15 protein-coding genes and 1 pseudogene are annotated in these 14125 nt (G+C 70.3%); 9 read left to right on the forward strand and 7 right to left on the reverse strand.

Annotation, left to right across the window (positions count from 1 at the left end):
• Window positions 1–88 precede the first annotated feature (88 nt).
• Both DAERI_RS10340 and DAERI_RS10345 read left to right on the forward strand, forming a co-directional pair.
• Entirely contained in the window at window positions 89–1423 is a 1335-nt protein-coding gene (locus DAERI_RS10340; RefSeq protein WP_103129335.1) for a S41 family peptidase, read from the forward strand.
• A gap of 89 nt (window positions 1424–1512) precedes the next feature.
• Window positions 1513–1914: a hypothetical protein gene (locus DAERI_RS10345; RefSeq protein ID WP_103129336.1), complete on the forward strand. Its 402-nt coding sequence runs from the start codon at window positions 1513–1515 to the stop codon at window positions 1912–1914.
• Window positions 1915–1926: 12 nt separating this feature from the next.
• On the opposite strand, the gene DAERI_RS10350 is transcribed toward DAERI_RS10345, so the two are convergent.
• Complete coding sequence (locus tag DAERI_RS10350) at window positions 1927–2319, reverse strand: hypothetical protein (protein ID WP_103129337.1); 393 nt, start codon at window positions 2317–2319, stop codon at window positions 1927–1929.
• Window positions 2320–2586: 267 nt separating this feature from the next.
• On the opposite strand from DAERI_RS10350, the gene DAERI_RS10355 reads away from it, so the two are divergent.
• Complete coding sequence (locus DAERI_RS10355; protein ID WP_103129338.1) at window positions 2587–3135, forward strand: DUF4142 domain-containing protein; 549 nt, start codon at window positions 2587–2589, stop codon at window positions 3133–3135.
• Window positions 3136–3195: 60 nt separating this feature from the next.
• Here the strand turns inward: DAERI_RS10355 and DAERI_RS10360 are convergent, their stop codons facing one another.
• Both DAERI_RS10360 and DAERI_RS10365 read right to left on the reverse strand, forming a co-directional pair.
• Complete coding sequence (locus DAERI_RS10360) at window positions 3196–4407, reverse strand: MFS transporter (RefSeq protein WP_103129339.1); 1212 nt, start codon at window positions 4405–4407, stop codon at window positions 3196–3198.
• Between the two features lie 454 nt (window positions 4408–4861).
• On the reverse strand, window positions 4862–7063 hold the full coding sequence (locus DAERI_RS10365) for an APC family permease (RefSeq protein ID WP_103129340.1): 2202 nt from the start codon (window positions 7061–7063) through the stop codon (window positions 4862–4864).
• 80 nt (window positions 7064–7143) lie between these two features.
• On the opposite strand from DAERI_RS10365, the gene DAERI_RS10370 reads away from it, so the two are divergent.
• Window positions 7144–8046, forward strand: coding sequence for an MBL fold metallo-hydrolase (locus tag DAERI_RS10370; protein WP_103129341.1), 903 nt, complete (start codon window positions 7144–7146; stop codon window positions 8044–8046).
• Between the two features lie 92 nt (window positions 8047–8138).
• Here the strand turns inward: DAERI_RS10370 and DAERI_RS22395 are convergent, their stop codons facing one another.
• Together DAERI_RS22395 and DAERI_RS23325 are read right to left on the reverse strand one after the other, a co-directional pair.
• Complete coding sequence (locus DAERI_RS22395) at window positions 8139–8285, reverse strand: hypothetical protein (RefSeq protein WP_165794155.1); 147 nt, start codon at window positions 8283–8285, stop codon at window positions 8139–8141.
• A 20-nt stretch (window positions 8286–8305) separates the two neighbouring features.
• Window positions 8306–8578 (reverse strand): annotated as a pseudogene (locus DAERI_RS23325) (DUF6328 family protein); the annotation flags it as partial.
• A gap of 320 nt (window positions 8579–8898) precedes the next feature.
• Between DAERI_RS23325 and DAERI_RS10375 the strand changes: the two are divergent.
• Both DAERI_RS10375 and DAERI_RS10380 read left to right on the forward strand, forming a co-directional pair.
• Window positions 8899–9480 carry a Dps family protein gene (locus DAERI_RS10375; RefSeq protein ID WP_103129413.1) on the forward strand — a complete coding sequence of 194 codons (582 nt, stop codon included), beginning with the start codon at window positions 8899–8901 and terminating at the stop codon, window positions 9478–9480.
• A gap of 77 nt (window positions 9481–9557) precedes the next feature.
• The gene (locus DAERI_RS10380; RefSeq protein WP_103129342.1) at window positions 9558–10049 is read left to right on the forward strand and encodes a DUF4385 domain-containing protein; all 492 of its coding nucleotides are present in this window, start codon (window positions 9558–9560) and stop codon (window positions 10047–10049) included.
• An 88-nt stretch (window positions 10050–10137) separates the two neighbouring features.
• Here the strand turns inward: DAERI_RS10380 and mobA are convergent, their stop codons facing one another.
• Complete coding sequence (mobA, locus tag DAERI_RS10385) at window positions 10138–10725, reverse strand: molybdenum cofactor guanylyltransferase (protein WP_103129343.1); 588 nt, start codon at window positions 10723–10725, stop codon at window positions 10138–10140.
• Between the two features lie 3 nt (window positions 10726–10728).
• A complete protein-coding gene (locus tag DAERI_RS10390) occupies window positions 10729–12150 on the reverse strand; it encodes an aldehyde dehydrogenase family protein (protein ID WP_103129344.1) in 1422 nt (473 codons plus the stop codon).
• Window positions 12151–12337: 187 nt separating this feature from the next.
• Here DAERI_RS10390 and DAERI_RS10395 point away from each other — a divergent pair, with 187 nt between their 5' ends.
• The 3 genes from DAERI_RS10395 (at window position 12338) to coaD (ending at window position 13903) form a co-directional block, all read left to right on the forward strand.
• On the forward strand, window positions 12338–12781 hold the full coding sequence (locus DAERI_RS10395) for a superoxide dismutase (protein ID WP_103129345.1): 444 nt from the start codon (window positions 12338–12340) through the stop codon (window positions 12779–12781).
• Window positions 12782–12845: 64 nt separating this feature from the next.
• Entirely contained in the window at window positions 12846–13397 is a 552-nt protein-coding gene (locus tag DAERI_RS10400; protein ID WP_103129346.1) for an RsmD family RNA methyltransferase, read from the forward strand.
• Window positions 13394–13903 carry a pantetheine-phosphate adenylyltransferase gene (gene coaD, locus DAERI_RS10405; protein ID WP_103129347.1) on the forward strand — a complete coding sequence of 170 codons (510 nt, stop codon included), beginning with the start codon at window positions 13394–13396 and terminating at the stop codon, window positions 13901–13903. Before DAERI_RS10400 ends, coaD begins: the two co-directional genes overlap by 4 nt.
• Window positions 13904–14125 lie beyond the last annotated feature (222 nt).

Below are 14125 nucleotides of genomic sequence, written 5' to 3' on the forward strand. Positions count from 1 at the left end.
CCCCCCAATTCTCACCCCCTTTTTGTGACTCCTGCGGCATTCGCGCCCCACCAACTTCCCATCTGTTCCCAGCAGAATAGAAGGACCCATGACTGCCACCCCGCGCCGCGTCCCGGCTCTTCGCCCGTCGGCCCAACGTGTGTCCACCCTGCTTGCCGCCACGGCCCTGCTCACGTCCGGGCTGTTCGGCCCCGGCACGCTCGCGCAGACGGGGACGCTCCCGTCGCCCGCGCAGGCGATCTACGACGAGGTGAACCTGCTGCTGCAGGGCGAGTACGGGGGGCTGTCCACGGTGGACCGCCCGGCCCTGACGCGCGAGTACCAGGGGCGGCTGGACGCGGCGTGCGCCCCCGAGCCCACGACCTGCCCGGCCGAAAAGGCCTACCCGGTGCTGGAGGCCGAGATCACGGCGCTGGGCGACGAACACAGCTTCTTCCAGACGCCCGAGGACTTCCAGGATTTCGTGGCGAGCGCGACGGGCGGCAACCGGCGGCAGTTCGGGGTGAAGCTGGCGAAGCTCGACGGCGAGAGCCGGGTGGTGCTGGAGGTCGTGCCCCAGAGCGCCGCCGAGGAGGCGGGCCTGATGCGCGGGGACCTGCTCGTCAGTCTGGACGGCAAACCCTACACCTACGAGGCGCTGCGGCAGGCCCGGGTGGACGGGCGGACGATCTCGCTGGGGCTGGAGCGGGCCGGGCAATCCCTCACGGTGAGCCTCACGTCGCGCGACAGCAGCACCCGCGACCTGCCGCGGCTGAGTTTTGCGGGGGCGGGGAACAACGTGGCGGTGCTGCGGATTCCCACCTTCCTGGCGGGCGGCGGGGTGGCGCAGCGGGTCCACGACCTCGTTGCGGAGGCGCGGACGCGCGGGGCGCAGGGCATGATCGTGGACCTGCGCGGCAACACGGGCGGCAGCCTGGCCGAGTGTGACAGCTCGGTGGGCGCCTTTGTCCCCACCTTCGTGCGGGTGGCCCGCGGCCCCGAGGGCGATTCCCGAACGCTCGTGAGCCGGGGCGCCCGGGTGGAGGACGGCCGGAGTGCCGGGGGCGTGCGCAACCCGCAGCTCTGGACCGGGCCGCTCGCCGTGCTGGTGGACGAGGGCAGCGCGTCGTGCAGCGAGTTCTTCGCCTACGAGGTGCAGTACGCCGCGCGCGGCCCGATCATCGGCGAGACGACGGCGGGCGTGGGCAACACCGCGACCCGCATCTTCCCGGTCGGGCAGGACGCCGCGCTGCAACTCACCATCCTGCACTACGCCAAACCCGACGGCACGCCCTACCCGGTGCGCGTGACCCCCAACCAGCTCCGCGACCAGACCGAGGAGGACACTCGGCTCCTCACCCGCGGGCAGGACACCCTGCTCAACCTCGGCGTGCAGGCGCTCGCCACCGCCCCCACGATCACCCAGGACCGCAGGCTGCCCTGAGGCGCGGGCGCAACTGAACGCTCCGGTGAACGCCTGCCGGGGGGTGTTCTCCCACAGCAGGAGGATCACCCACCATGAGAGGATGGTTCATGGATTCCCTGCTCCAGGATCTGCGTGCCCTGTCCCAGTTCGATCCACGGGCGCTGTACCGCGTCTCGACGGCGAGCGGCGAGCATTTCTACGCGGGTCACCGGGGCGTCGATCCCCGGGGGTTGCCGGACACGCCGCGGGTTCACCTCTCGGTCATGCCCCAGGAGCAAAGCGCGCTGTGGACCCGGGGTGACGGCCCGAACCTGGTGCTGCACCTGATGGGTTGGGCAGCCCTGCAAAACCACCGCGTCCGGCTGGAGGCCGTCAACGAGTTCGACGAGCGGGGCGATCACCTCGTCTACGAGGCCAGCCTGCACGCCGTGGACTCGGTCGCTTCGGCCCGCGCGGGTGATCCTCTCAGGGCGCTGCTGCGGGTCCTCGTGCGGGCCCACGTGGGGTAGCCGGGCCCCGGCCTACAGCCGCCGCGGGCGCCGCCCCGTCAGCCAGCCCAGTCCCAGCCCCAGCACGGCGGGCAGCGTGAACAGCAGCAGGAAGCCCGCCGCGTTGCTGTCCCCGATCATGTTGCCCAGCGGGCGGCCCAGCAGGGCGTTGACCGGGCTGCCCAGCCAGGCGAGGACCGTCCAGAACCAGCCCTCCAGGCCGCGCGCCTCGGCCACGTTCTCCAGCCAGCGCACGCCCAGCAGGCCCAACGTCTGCACGGCCAGCGCGGGGAGCAGCACCAGCACGGCCCGCGGCCCCCGCTCGGCCCGGCCCGCCAGGAAGCCCAGCGCTAGCGGCCCCACCACCGGCACCCAGCCCACCACCAGCGCGACGAGCAGCAGCATGAAGACGTTGACCCAGACCATGGGGAAAGTGTAACGGGCAGGGATGAGCCACCCTGATTCAGGCCGGTCCTGACATTGTAGGAATTCTTCAACTTCTTCGGAGATGAGGCACAAAGCTACGGGCCGGTTCATAGAGACCTGCGCGGCGGTGAGGTCAACCTCAGTTCTCCTTAAGAGCACTTCCACGGGGCAAAGGCGGCGCCTGCCCAAACTGAGGCTTGAGGCGAACGTCGGTTTCTTGTCGCGGTCCTGTTGCCGTTCGTCATCCGACCTGCCCGGAGGCTTTTCATGCTGAGACGACCCGCCGTGTTCCTCGTTCCCCTCGTTCTCGCCTCGTGCGCGCCGTCCATGATGGCGCCGAATGCCAGCACCATCGACGGCCTGTTCCTGCAAGCCAACACCGGCAGCAACCTCTTCGAGATTCAGACCTCTCAGGTGGCGCTGGGCAAGTCGAGCAACGAGGCGGTGCGCGCCTATGCCCAGCGCATGATCAGCGAACACACGACGGCACAGAACCAGGTCAACGCCCTGGCCGCCGCCCGCGGTGTGCCGCTGCCCAAGGTGCTGCCGCCCGAACTCCAGATCAAGGTCAGCACCCTGAGTACCCTGAGCGGCGCGGCCTTCGACACGGCCTACCTCAACGAGCAGGTGGTGGGTCATCAGGCGACCCTCAGCGTCCTGCTCAACGAGCAGACGGCCGGGCAGGACGCGGCGGTGGTGGCCCTCGCGGCCCATCTCCAGCCCATCGTCACCGACCACCTGGCGCAGGCGCAGGCGCTGGGCGGAACGGCCCCCTCCGCCCCGGCCCCGGCTGCCCCGCCACCCTCCGCCCCCTGAGCTGCATTCTTCACCGAGCTGCCCCGTGCCCAGAAGGCGTGGGGCACTTTCCGTGCCGGGTCAAGCCTGCGCCCGCTCCACCTGCTCGCGGGTCGGCACCTCTTTCAGCGCCCAGCGCAGGCCCAGGGCGGTCAGCACGCCCACCCCCATCAGGGTCAGCCAGGGGAGCAGCGGCACACCCAATCGTGCCCCCAGGTCGATCAGCACCCCACCCACCAGGTTGCCCACCGCACCCCCCAGCCCCAGGCTGATCGCCGAGAAGCCGAAGTAGCTCCCCGTCAGGCCGGGGGGGGCCAGCCGCGCGGTCAGCGTCTGCTGGGTGGGGTACACCAGCATGGTGCCCAGGCTGTACAGGGCCACGCAGGCGAGCAGTTGCCCGAAGGTCGCCGCCAGCCCCATCAGACCCAGGCTCAGGCCCACGGTGAGGACGGCGGCGACCAGCGCCACCCGTGTCCGCACCCGCCGCTCCACGAACCGCAGCAGGGGATATTGCAGCACGACCGCCAGCCCCGCCGAGAGGCCGTACAGCGGCCCCGTCGCCCCCGGCCCCGCCAGGGAGACCGCCTTGAGGGTGACCGCCACGTTGAGCTGGGTGCTGAGCAGGAAGTACCCCACGAGCACCAGGGTGAAGCGCCGGAAGCGGCGGTCCAGGGCGGCGGCCCTCAGCCCGGCGAGACCGCTCGCCGCCCGCTCGGGGCGGATGTGGGGCAGGGTCAGGGCCAGCACCGCGCAGGCGAGCAGATACACGCTCCCCGCCGCGACCGCCGCCGTTCGGAAACCCACGCCGATGAGCCACGCGCCGATCAGCGGGCCCGTCACCATGCCCAGGTTCCCCGAGATGGAGGTCAGGCTGAACATCCGCGCGCGGTGTTCCGGGGCGGTTACGGTGGTGATGGCCGCGTTTTTCGGGGCGTCGAACAGGCCGCCCCCGATCCCCGCCAGGATGGACGCGGCGAGCAGCACGGGGAGGTTCCCCGCGAAGCCCATCCAGATGAAGCCCAGCGTGCGGATCAGGCACCCCGCCAAGATGAGCGGCTTGGCGCCGATGCGGTCGGCCCACGCGCCGCCGAACACCGTCAGGCCCTGCTGGGTGAGTTGCCGCAGCCCGAGCACCAGCCCCACGCTCGCCGCCGCCCACCCCAGCCCGTCCACGAAATGCACCGTCACGAGCGGGATCACCGCGAAGAACCCGCCCCACATCAGGAAGTTCGCCGCGATCAGGCCGTACTGCGCCGCCGAGAGGCGAAAGGGGGCCGCGGCAGAGGCAGTCACGGGGCAGAGGGTACACCCGGCGGGGGGAAGCCGACCCGGTATGGTGGACGGGTCCAGTCGGGCACGCTGCATGACAAGTCGGGTAGGCCGGAGGTCACCGCTCCAGAAAGGAGCAACCCCCGCGTGTTGGTCGCACGCGGGGGTCACCGAAAGGTGGTGATAACTCTGGCTCACAAGAAGCATACCAGTGACCGCAAAGTGGAGTAAGCCAAATTCCAACGTCGGATGAAGAGTCTGGCGACCTGGACGGCGTTCGTCACCGCCCTCGCGGCCCTGGTCACTGCCCTTGCAGAGCTGATCCACACCCTGGTTAAGCTCCTGCCCTGAGCCTCCGGGCGCCCAGCGCGTCACCGTGCCCGACTGGACGCCCCCGCCGCAAGGTGGGGGTCCTGTTTGGAAAGAAGTGGGGGCCAGCAGGTCACGCTGGCCCCCCTTCTCTATCCTCATTCCAGTCCTACCCGCCCACGTGCACCACCGGCCTCCGGGTCTGGTCCTGCTCGGCCACGCGCAGGATCTCGTGCGTCAGCGGCGGGATGTCGCCCTCACCGGCCAGCAGGAAGCGCAGGGCGTTTCCGGCGGGGCCCTTCTCGCTCCACTCGAAGTACACGTGGGGGGGCACGCCCGTCAGGTCGCGCACGTGCAGCAGCACGGCGGCGATGGTGTTGGGCACGCTGTTGCCCCGGGCGCGCAGGATCGCGTGGCGGCCCACCCGCACGCCCGTCACGGTCACGGTGTCGCTGAAGTTGCTGGGGTCGGTGACCTCCACCTCCAGGAAGAGGGCGGGTTCGCCCTGCGGGAGGTGGGTGTCCAGCCGGACCTCCAGCTCCTTGAGGCGGTACTCGGTGGTGTCCCCGGCGTTCAGGCGGTTGGCGATGAAGCGCACGGGGAGGCCGCGCTGGCGGGTCTCCTGCATCAGGCGCTCGGCCTCCCCGTCGAACACGACCTGCTGCACGCGCAGCTCGGTCGAGCGGCTCACGCGCGAGGCCACGCTGATCGCCAGGATCGCCGCGACGAACAGCAGGGCGATGTACAGACCCTCGGGGCGCCCCAGGATGGTGACGCTGATGGTGTAGATGAAAATGATGCTGATCAGGCCGAACAGGACGGAGGCGACCCGGTGCCCCCGCCGCACCTCGGTGAGGAACACCGCCACCGCCGCCGAGGTCATCAGGGCGAGCACGCCGGTCGCATAGGCCCCGCCCTGGGCGTCCACGCTGGCACGAAAGAGGATTGTGACCAGGAAGCAGATGCCGGTGAAGATCACCACCAGGGGCCGGGTGGCGCGGGCCCACTCCGGCGCCATGCCGTAACGGGGCAGGTAGCGCGGCACGATGTTCAGCAGGCCCGCCATCGCCGACGCTCCCGCAAACCACAGGATCAGGATGGTCGAGAGGTCGTACAGGCTGCCGAAGCCCTCGCCCAGGGTGCGGTGCGCGAGGTAGGCCAGGGCGCGACCGTTCGCCTCCCCGGCGGGCTTGGTGACGGTCACGCTATCGGCCCCGGAGCCGGGCAGTGGGGTCACCGCGACCGTGAGCGGCACGGTGGTGCCCCCCGCCGGGACGGAGACGGTGAAGGTGCCGGTGCGCCCGGGGGGCAGCTCCAGGGTGTGGACCACCCGCGGGTTGGCGGGGTCGTCGAGGGGAACGTTGAGGATGGCGCGGCCCGCCGCGAGGTCGGCGGCATTGACGTTGTGGGTGTAGGTGATCGCGGGCCAGAACGCCGCTTTGGGCGTGAGCAGCGTGCTCACCACCGAGGAGCTGAGCAGCAGCACGCTCATGATCGTGGCGGCGGTCGTCAGCAGCAGCCGGGCATTGCGGATGCGTCCGAGGGGCCGCTCGGGGGCGTCTCCCGGGTCGCCGCGCACGAGGGGCATCACGACCACGCCGGTCTCGAAGCCGCTCATGCCCAGCGCCAGCCGGGGAAACACCAGCAGCGCCGCCCCGATCAGCGCCAGGGGCGAGAGGTAGGTCTGCCGCAGGCCGCTCCACCAGTCGCCCACCAGGCTGGAGTGCGTCACGACCTCCAGCAGCCCGCGCCCGATCAGAATCACGTTCAGCCCCAGGTACAGCGCGACCAGCGCGACCGCGATCCCGATGGCCTCCTTGAAGCCCTTGAGAAACACCGCGCCCAGCAGCGTGATCAGCCCCAGCGTGATGATGACCTGCTTGCCGCTCAGGGCCGCCTTGAGCAGCGGGTTCTCGATGAGGTGTGCCGCCGCGTCCGCCGCCGACAGGGTGATGGTGATGACAAAGCCCGTGGCGACGAAGCCCAGCAGGGCGAGCACGAGCAGCTTGCTGGGCCAGTAGGCGAGCAGCCGTTCGAGCATGCTCAGCGAGCCGTCCCCGTGGGGGCTCTCGTAGGCGACCCGGCGGTACATGGGCAGGGCGCACAGCAGGGTCACGAGCACGAGCACCAGCGTCGCCACCGGCGAGAGGGCCCCCGCCGCGAGAAAGGCGATGCCCGGCGCGTACCCCAGGCTGGAGAAGTAGTCCACGCCCGTCAGGCACATGACCTGCCACCAGGGGTGGGTGTGCTGCCGCGCCCGGGCCACCTTCTCGTCCTCGTAGAAGCCCTCGCGCTCGGGCGGGTCGGCCGTCTCGAGAAACCAGCGGGTAAAGGCGCTGCGGGGCCGCGCGGAATGCACCGGAGAGGGCATTGGCGTAGGCTACTCCAGTCCCCCGGGCTCGTCCATGTCGGCGGCCTGACCGGGCTTGCAGGGCTGTTTATCCTGTCCCCATGACCTCCCCGCTTCAGACCCTGGCGCCCGGCGTCCACTTCCTACCCGGCGCCGTGAACAGCGTGGTGCTGGAGGACGGCCAGGGCGGCGCGCTGCTGGTGGACACCGGCCTCGACGACAGCCACGCGCGCAAGCTGCTCCGGGCGCTGGAGGGGATGGGCCTCACGCCCACCGCCATCCTGAACACCCACAGCCACGCCGACCACCACGGCGGGAACGCCTTCCTGCTGAAGCGTTTTCCGGGGCTGGAGGTCTACGCCCCGCCCCTGGAGGCGGCGATTATTAGAGAGCCGATCCTCGAACCCCTCTTCCTCTTCGGGGCGCGGCCCCCGCGGGACCTCCAGACCAAATTCCTGCTCGCGCCCGCCAGCCCCGCGCGGCCCCTGCCGGACACCGGGCCGGTGCGCCTCGGCGGGGTGGAGGTCGAGCTGCTGGACGTGGCGGGGCACGCCATGGGGATGGTCGCCGTGCGGGTGGGGGACGTGCTGTATGCCGCCGACGCGCTCTTCGGCCCCGACAGCCTGGGCAAGCACCCCCTGACCTTCTGCGCGGACTCCCGGCTTCAGAAGGAGGCCGCCGCACGGCTGGGAGAGCTGGCGGGCGTGCGCCTCGTACTGCCCGGCCACGGCGAGCCGACGGGGGACCTCGCCGGGCTGGTGGCGGCCAACCTCGCCGCCTACGAGCGGACGACCGGGGCCGTGCTGGAGGCGGTGCGGGCGGGCGCGGCCCCGGTGGACGAACTGCTCGCCCGGGTGTGCGCCGCCCTGGGTGTGGAGATGACGAACGCGGGGGCGGTGGTCCTGGGCCGCGCGGTCGTGAGCGCCCACCTCACCGAGTTGCAGGAGGCGGGGGCGGTGGAGTTGAGGGTGGAGGGGAACCGACTAACCTTCGCAAGCCTCTAGGGCAAGACTCAAAAGGTTGTCACCCTGAGCAAGGCGAAGGGGCTGGAGATGCTTCGCGTTCGCTCAGCACGACAGGGTTTCCGCGCCCCGCCCTAGCGCCCGCGCCCCCCGTACTCCCGGTGCTCGTGCCACAGGGGAACGGCCCACCACACCCCCAGCAGCAGGGCGATTCCTCCCGGGGCGATCCAGCCGAACGCGCCGGGCAGGACGTGGCTCGCCACCAGCCGGGTCGCCAGCACATGAAGACGGCCCCAGCCTGAACCAGCCGGGTGACCGTCTCCTTGAACTGCCGCGGATGACTCACCGGGCGGCGCAGGGAGTGGTGCAGGGCCGGGGCGCTCAGCAGCAGGCTGGTCAGGGAGCAGAGGAAGGTGGCCGCGTACACCCACCGCTCCGAGGCCAGGACGCCGCTGAACTCAGTGTTGAACGGCAGGATGATCAGGAAGCTGGTGAGGACCTGCGCGCCCTGGAGCAGGATGCGCGGTTCGTCCAGCGGGTCTGACAGCCTGTCCGTCTCGTGCGGGTCGGTCATGGGAAGGTCAGCCCAGCCAGCCCCGGGGCGGATGCGTGAAGAAACCCCCTATGGGCCTCTCCGGGCGGGCAGCGTAGCGTGAACCCATGACACGAGGGAGCAAGGCGGCCAAGTCGGGCGGTACGGGGTCGGGCAGCACGGACAAGTCGGGCGGCGCGGGCAAGGCGGGAACTGGCCGGACCTCGAGGCGCAAGGCAACCCCCCAAGAGAGCCAGCCCCAGCAAAATGCGGTGCAGGAAGACGCCGTGCTGGCGAGCGGCGTGCAGGACCAGACGGCCCAGGATCAAGCGGGTCAGGACCAGCCCGTTCAGGATCAGGCCATGGAGCAGGCAATGCCTGAGGCGGGTGCCCAGGGGGTCGAGGCCCAGGGCGAGGCCAAGGCCGACGCCGCGCACCTGAACACCGTGAATAACCGCCTGGTGGACCACGGCTACCTGTCCGAGGAGGAGTTCGGCGTCGTCAGCGAGACGCTGCAACGCAACCTTGCCACGACCATCAGCCTGTACCTGAAGTTCAAGAAGTACCACTGGGACATCCGGGGCCGCTTCTTCCGCGACCTGCACCTCGCCTACGACGAGTTCATAGAGGAGATCTTCGACGGCATTGACGAGCAGGCCGAGCGCCTCGTGGCCCTGGGGGGTAGCCCGGTCGCCGCGCCGAGCGACCTCGAACGATTCAGCCTCGTGCAGGTGCCCACCGAGACCGTGCGCGACGCCCGCACCCAGGTCGCCGACCTCGTGCAGGACCTCACCCGCGTCTCGCGCGGCTACCGCGACGACTCCAAGACGGTGGACGACGCCAACGACCCCGCCACCGCCGACCTCTACAACGGCTACGCCGCCACCATGGACAAGATTCGCTGGATGCTCCAGGCGATGATGGACGACGACCGGATGAACTGAAGCGGGCGCAAGGCAACAGGCAGAAGGCGAGGGTCCTTCTGCTTTTTGCCATCCGCTTTCAGCCTTTTGCCTCTCCCATGCCCAAGTTCGACTATTCCCTCGACTACGCCCACCTCGACCTGCGGGCCCACCCCGAGCTGTACCGGGTCGGCGTGGGCGAGCAGGGCGTGTTGCTGGTGCAGCCGTACAAGGGAGAACTCCTCCCGCACTGGCGCTTCGCCACACCCGAACTCGCCCGCCAGAGCAGCGAGACGATCTACCGGATGTTCCTGGCGTACTTGGAGGCCGGGGACTTCGTGGGCGCCGATATGGCCCGCAAGTTCCTCCAGATGGGCTACACCCGCTCGCGGCGCTACGCCAACCACAAAGGCGGCAAGAAGTACGACGGTCCGGTGCCGGAGGACAAGAAAGGCCGCAGCGGTGCGCATGGCCGCCCCGAACTTCCCCGCTCCCCGGAAGACCCCGTTAAGGCCGAATCCGCCCGCATCTTCAAGGCGAAATGGGAAGAGGCGGAGGCGAACGAGGAGTACGCCCGGCTCAAGAAGGAACACAAGGCACGCTACGGGTAGGGGCCGCTGCAAGAATCGGGCTGCATAAGTTGACTTCTCCTGCATCCCACGCTATCTTCTTTCCATCACCGCCCAAGGGGCGGCTTTTTCATTGTTCCCCCAGCGCGGCGAGGTCGGCGGGAGTGTTCACGTTCCGCAGGGCGTGGGGACTGACGGCCTGAATGAGCGGGTGCGGCACAGTGACGGTAAGGGCGGGTGGGGCGGCGTCCCGCAGCCGACGTTCCCCGGCGTCCAGAAGCCGGACCACCTGTTCCAGCAGGTCAGTGTGGTACAGGGCGGCGAGGGGCTGCGGCCTTCCCCCGGCGTCCAGGGCGAGGACGGCGCGAGACGTAGGGGTGCGGGCCTGCCCCAGCACCGTCCAGTACGCGGGGGTCAGGCGCGGCATGTCCACCCCGGCAAAAGCGACCCACCCCGGCCCGCGTTCAGCCTGTGCGGCCTCCAGGGCCGCCTCCAGCGCCGCGAGGGGTCCCTCGCCGGGGCGGGTGTCGGGCACGTTCACCCAACCGGGCAGCGCGTAGCGTCCGGGCGGCGCGACGAGCAGGCGCCGGGGGCAGGTTTCCAGGCTGGCGGCGACGTGTTCGAGGAGTGGGCGGCCCTCCAGCCGCGCCGCCGCCTTGTCACTGCCGAAGCGGCTGGAACGGCCTCCCGCCGTGATCGCCGCCGTCACGTCCCGCACGGCTCAGCGCTCGAGCTGGCGCTGGGCCCAGGCGACGAGGCGCGGGACGGCCCGGCCATAGGGGGGATACAGCAGGCGGACGGAGCTGCGTTTCCCCTCGTGCATCACCGCCCGCTCGTGGCTGAAGGTGCGGAAGCCGTACTCCCCGTGGTAGCGGCCCGTCCCGCTCGCGCCCACCCCGCCGAAGGGCAGGTTCGGATTGACGAGATGCACCACCGTGCCGTTCACGACCAGGCCGCCGCTCGTGGTCTCGCGCTCCACCCGGGCGAGCGCGTCCCGGTCGTCCAGGAAGGCGTACAGCGCCAGCGGCGGGTCGAGGCGGCGGATCAGGGCGAGCGCCTCGCCGAAGTCGCGGTAGGTCAGCACCGGGAGGACCGGGCCGAAGAGTTCTTCCCGCATCAGCGGCATGTCCGGGGTCACATTCGTCACCACGGTGGGCGAGATGAAGCGCGAGGAAGGGTTGAACTCACCGCCGAGCACAACCCTCGCCCCCGCCGCCACGCTCCCCCGGGTCAGGCGCTCCAGCCGTTCCACGCTGCGCCCGTCCACCAGGCGGCCGTAGTCGGACCCGCTGCGCAGCCGCTCCCCCGTCCCGAAGCGGCGGGCGACGACCTCCATCATCCGCGCCACCAGCGGGTCCCGCAGCTCCTCGGGCACGAGGACGTAATCGGGCGCCACGCAGGTCTGCCCGGCGTTCAGGAACTTGCCCCAGGCGATCCGCTCCCCCGCCAGGGCGAGGTCGGCGCTCGCGTGGACGAGGGCCGGGCTCTTGCCGCCCAGTTCCAGCGTCACGCCCGTGAGGTGGGGCGCGGCGGCGGCCAGGACCCGGCGCCCGACCTCGCCGCTCCCCGTGAAGAAGATGTGGTCGAAGGGGAGGGTGGTGAGTGACCCCGCCACCCCCGCGTCCCCCTCCACGACCGCGACGAGGTGGGGCTCGAACACTTCCTCCAGCAGGAGGCGCAGGGCGCGGGCAGTCGCCGGGGCCTTTTCACTCGGCTTGAGGATGACCGTGTTCCCCGCCGCCAGGCTGGAGATCAGCGGCACGAGCGCGAGGTTGACCGGGTAGTTCCACGGGCTGAGGATCAGCGTGACCCCGCGCGCCTGGAACTGGACCTCGCTGCGGGTGCCGATCAGGGTGGCGGGCGTGGGCACCGGGCGGGGCGCCATCCAGCGCGGCAGGTGACGGACGGCGTGGCCCAGTTCTTCCACCGTGGGGTGGAGTTCCATGATCTCGGCCTCCGCGCGGCTCTTGCCCAGGTCGAGTGCGAGGGCGTCGGCCAGCCGCACCCGGTGGCGCCGAATGCCCTCCCGCAGGTGGCGCAGGATCGTCTGCCGCTCCCCGGCGCTCGTCCGCGCGGCCCGCCAGCGCCAGCCCTGCTGCGCGTCGAAGAGGGCCTGGAGTTCGGGGGGGACAGGCTGAGTCATGGGGAAACCTCCGGCGGGGCAGTGGGGTGTGCGGCCAGGCTACCCCAAGGGGCGGGAACGTGTGCCCCCACCCCCGCCCACTTTTAGCTTGTCCTGAGATTGCGCGCCAGCGAACACTGTTGAGCTTGGAGGGGGGGTCAAACTGCCGTAGGTCACAGTTGATCGGTTTCCACCCCGGAGGTCGCTTATGAAGAAGCTCTTCGCGTTCGCCCTGCCCCTCGTCCTCGCCTCCTGCACCATGACGCTGTCCGGCAGCCCGTACACGCTGGGCAAGCAGCCCGCCGCCGGGGACCTGAGCCCCACCGGGACGGTGATGGGCAAGCGGTACGGCACGGTGATCATGACGGAGGCTCAGGTTATGGGCCTGAAGCCCAACCAGTACTACGTCGCGCACTACCACCTCCAGGGCACGGCGAGCCCCAACCCCTGCGAGAGCGGCGGCGCGCCCATCATGAGCAGCAAGATCGTGGGGCAGACCGACGCGAGCGGGATGCTGATGTTGATGGGCAGCGCACCCCAGGCCGACGTGATGAACGCCACCTACTTCAACATCCACACCGCCAGCGACGCGGCGGGCACCCCGGCCGACGCGGGCGTGGCCTGCACGGCGGTGCAGATGCCCAAGATGTAACGTTCACCCCCTGCCTGCGTCCCGGCTCCTCACGAACCGGGACGCTTGCGTTACCCTGCCTCCCGTGAGCGTGCGAATCCTGGGCGGCAGCGCGAAGGGCCGCGCCCTGAAAGTCCCCGCGAGCGCCCGGCCCAGCGGCGCCCGCCTCCGCAAGAGCCTCTTCGACCTGCTCGCCTCCCGCGCGCCCTCCGGCACCTTTCTCGACCTGCACGGGGGCAGCGGCGCCGTGGGGCTGGAGGCGGCCAGCCGGGGCTACGAGGTCACCCTCATCGAGAAGAACGCGGGGGCCATCCGCGCGCTGGAGGAGAACGCCCGCCTCCTGGGCCTCCCCGTCCGCCTCCTGCGCGGCGACGCCCTGGGTCTGCTGCCCCGGCTGGGCCAGTTCGATGTGGTGTTCAGCGACCCGCCGTACGTGCAGGACATTCCCAAACTGACGGCCACCCTGCTCGCCTCCGGCGTGGTGGCCCCCGGCGGCCTGCTCGTCTGTCAGCATCCCGACAAGACGCACCTGCCCGAGGCCCCCGGCTACGAGCGCGAGGAGCGGGTGTATGGCAGCAACACCCTCACCCTGTACCTCCGGGAGGGTGCGGCGCGGGATAACATCGGTCCCGCATGAACGCCGTCTTTCCCGGCTCCTTCGACCCCATCACCAGCGGGCACATGGACGTGCTGACGCGCGCCTCGCGCATCTTCGACCACGTGACCGTCACGGTGATGCATAACGCCCGCAAGCAGGGCAAGCACCTGTTCGACCTGGAGGAGCGCCTGGATATCCTGCGCGAGGCGACCGCGCATCTGCCCAACGTCGCTGTGGATTCCTTTGGCGGCCTGCTCGTGGATTACATGCGCCAGCAGCAGAAGAGCATCATCATCCGCGGCCTGCGCGCCGTGTCCGACTACGAGTACGAACTTCAGATCGCGCACCTCAACCGCCAGATCGGCGAGGTGGAGACCGTGTTCATCATGGCCGCGACCCGCTGGAGCTTCGTCAGCTCCACGATGGTCCGCGAGATCGCCAGCTACGGCGGCGACATCTCGGAGATGGTCCCCAGGGCGAGCGCGGCGGCCCTGCGGCGCAAGTTCGCGGAGGTGTACGAGCGGCGGGCGGCGCAGAACGGGTAGAGGGGCTGGGGCCGGAGGATAAAGCCTGGTGTAGACACAAAAGCTCCTCCCCCTTGAGGGGGGAGGTTGGGAGGGGGTGAGTGGGCATAGCGTCACAAGGCCAGGCGAGTGTCCAGGCCCCTCGTTCTGAGCCGAAGCAGCAGGGCAAGCTGGCGCTTGCCACCCCTCTCCCCGGCCCTCTCCCGCAAGGGGAGAGGGAGAAGACCCCCAGCCTCCTCCCCC

The organism is Deinococcus aerius (assembly GCF_002897375.1).
In the GTDB taxonomy this organism is placed as follows: Bacteria; Deinococcota; Deinococci; order Deinococcales; family Deinococcaceae; genus Deinococcus; species Deinococcus aerius.

Bases quoted from the DNA above. Each gene is read 5' to 3' on its own strand.
- DAERI_RS10340 (WP_103129335.1), top strand. From the start codon at position 89: ATGACTGCCACCCCGCGCCGCGTCCCGGCTCTTCGCCCGTCGGCCCAA.
- DAERI_RS10365 (WP_103129340.1), bottom strand. From the start codon at position 7,063: ATGCCCTCTCCGGTGCATTCCGCGCGGCCCCGCAGCGCCTTTACCCGC.
- DAERI_RS10350 (WP_103129337.1), bottom strand. From the start codon at position 2,319: ATGGTCTGGGTCAACGTCTTCATGCTGCTGCTCGTCGCGCTGGTGGTG.
- DAERI_RS10370 (WP_103129341.1), top strand. From the start codon at position 7,144: ATGACCTCCCCGCTTCAGACCCTGGCGCCCGGCGTCCACTTCCTACCC.
- DAERI_RS10390 (WP_103129344.1), bottom strand. From the start codon at position 12,150: ATGACTCAGCCTGTCCCCCCCGAACTCCAGGCCCTCTTCGACGCGCAG.
- DAERI_RS10355 (WP_103129338.1), top strand. From the start codon at position 2,587: ATGCTGAGACGACCCGCCGTGTTCCTCGTTCCCCTCGTTCTCGCCTCG.
- DAERI_RS10345 (WP_103129336.1), top strand. From the start codon at position 1,513: ATGGATTCCCTGCTCCAGGATCTGCGTGCCCTGTCCCAGTTCGATCCA.
- DAERI_RS10395 (WP_103129345.1), top strand. From the start codon at position 12,338: ATGAAGAAGCTCTTCGCGTTCGCCCTGCCCCTCGTCCTCGCCTCCTGC.
- coaD (WP_103129347.1), top strand. From the start codon at position 13,394: ATGAACGCCGTCTTTCCCGGCTCCTTCGACCCCATCACCAGCGGGCAC.
- DAERI_RS10375 (WP_103129413.1), top strand. From the start codon at position 8,899: ATGGAGCAGGCAATGCCTGAGGCGGGTGCCCAGGGGGTCGAGGCCCAG.
- DAERI_RS10380 (WP_103129342.1), top strand. From the start codon at position 9,558: ATGCCCAAGTTCGACTATTCCCTCGACTACGCCCACCTCGACCTGCGG.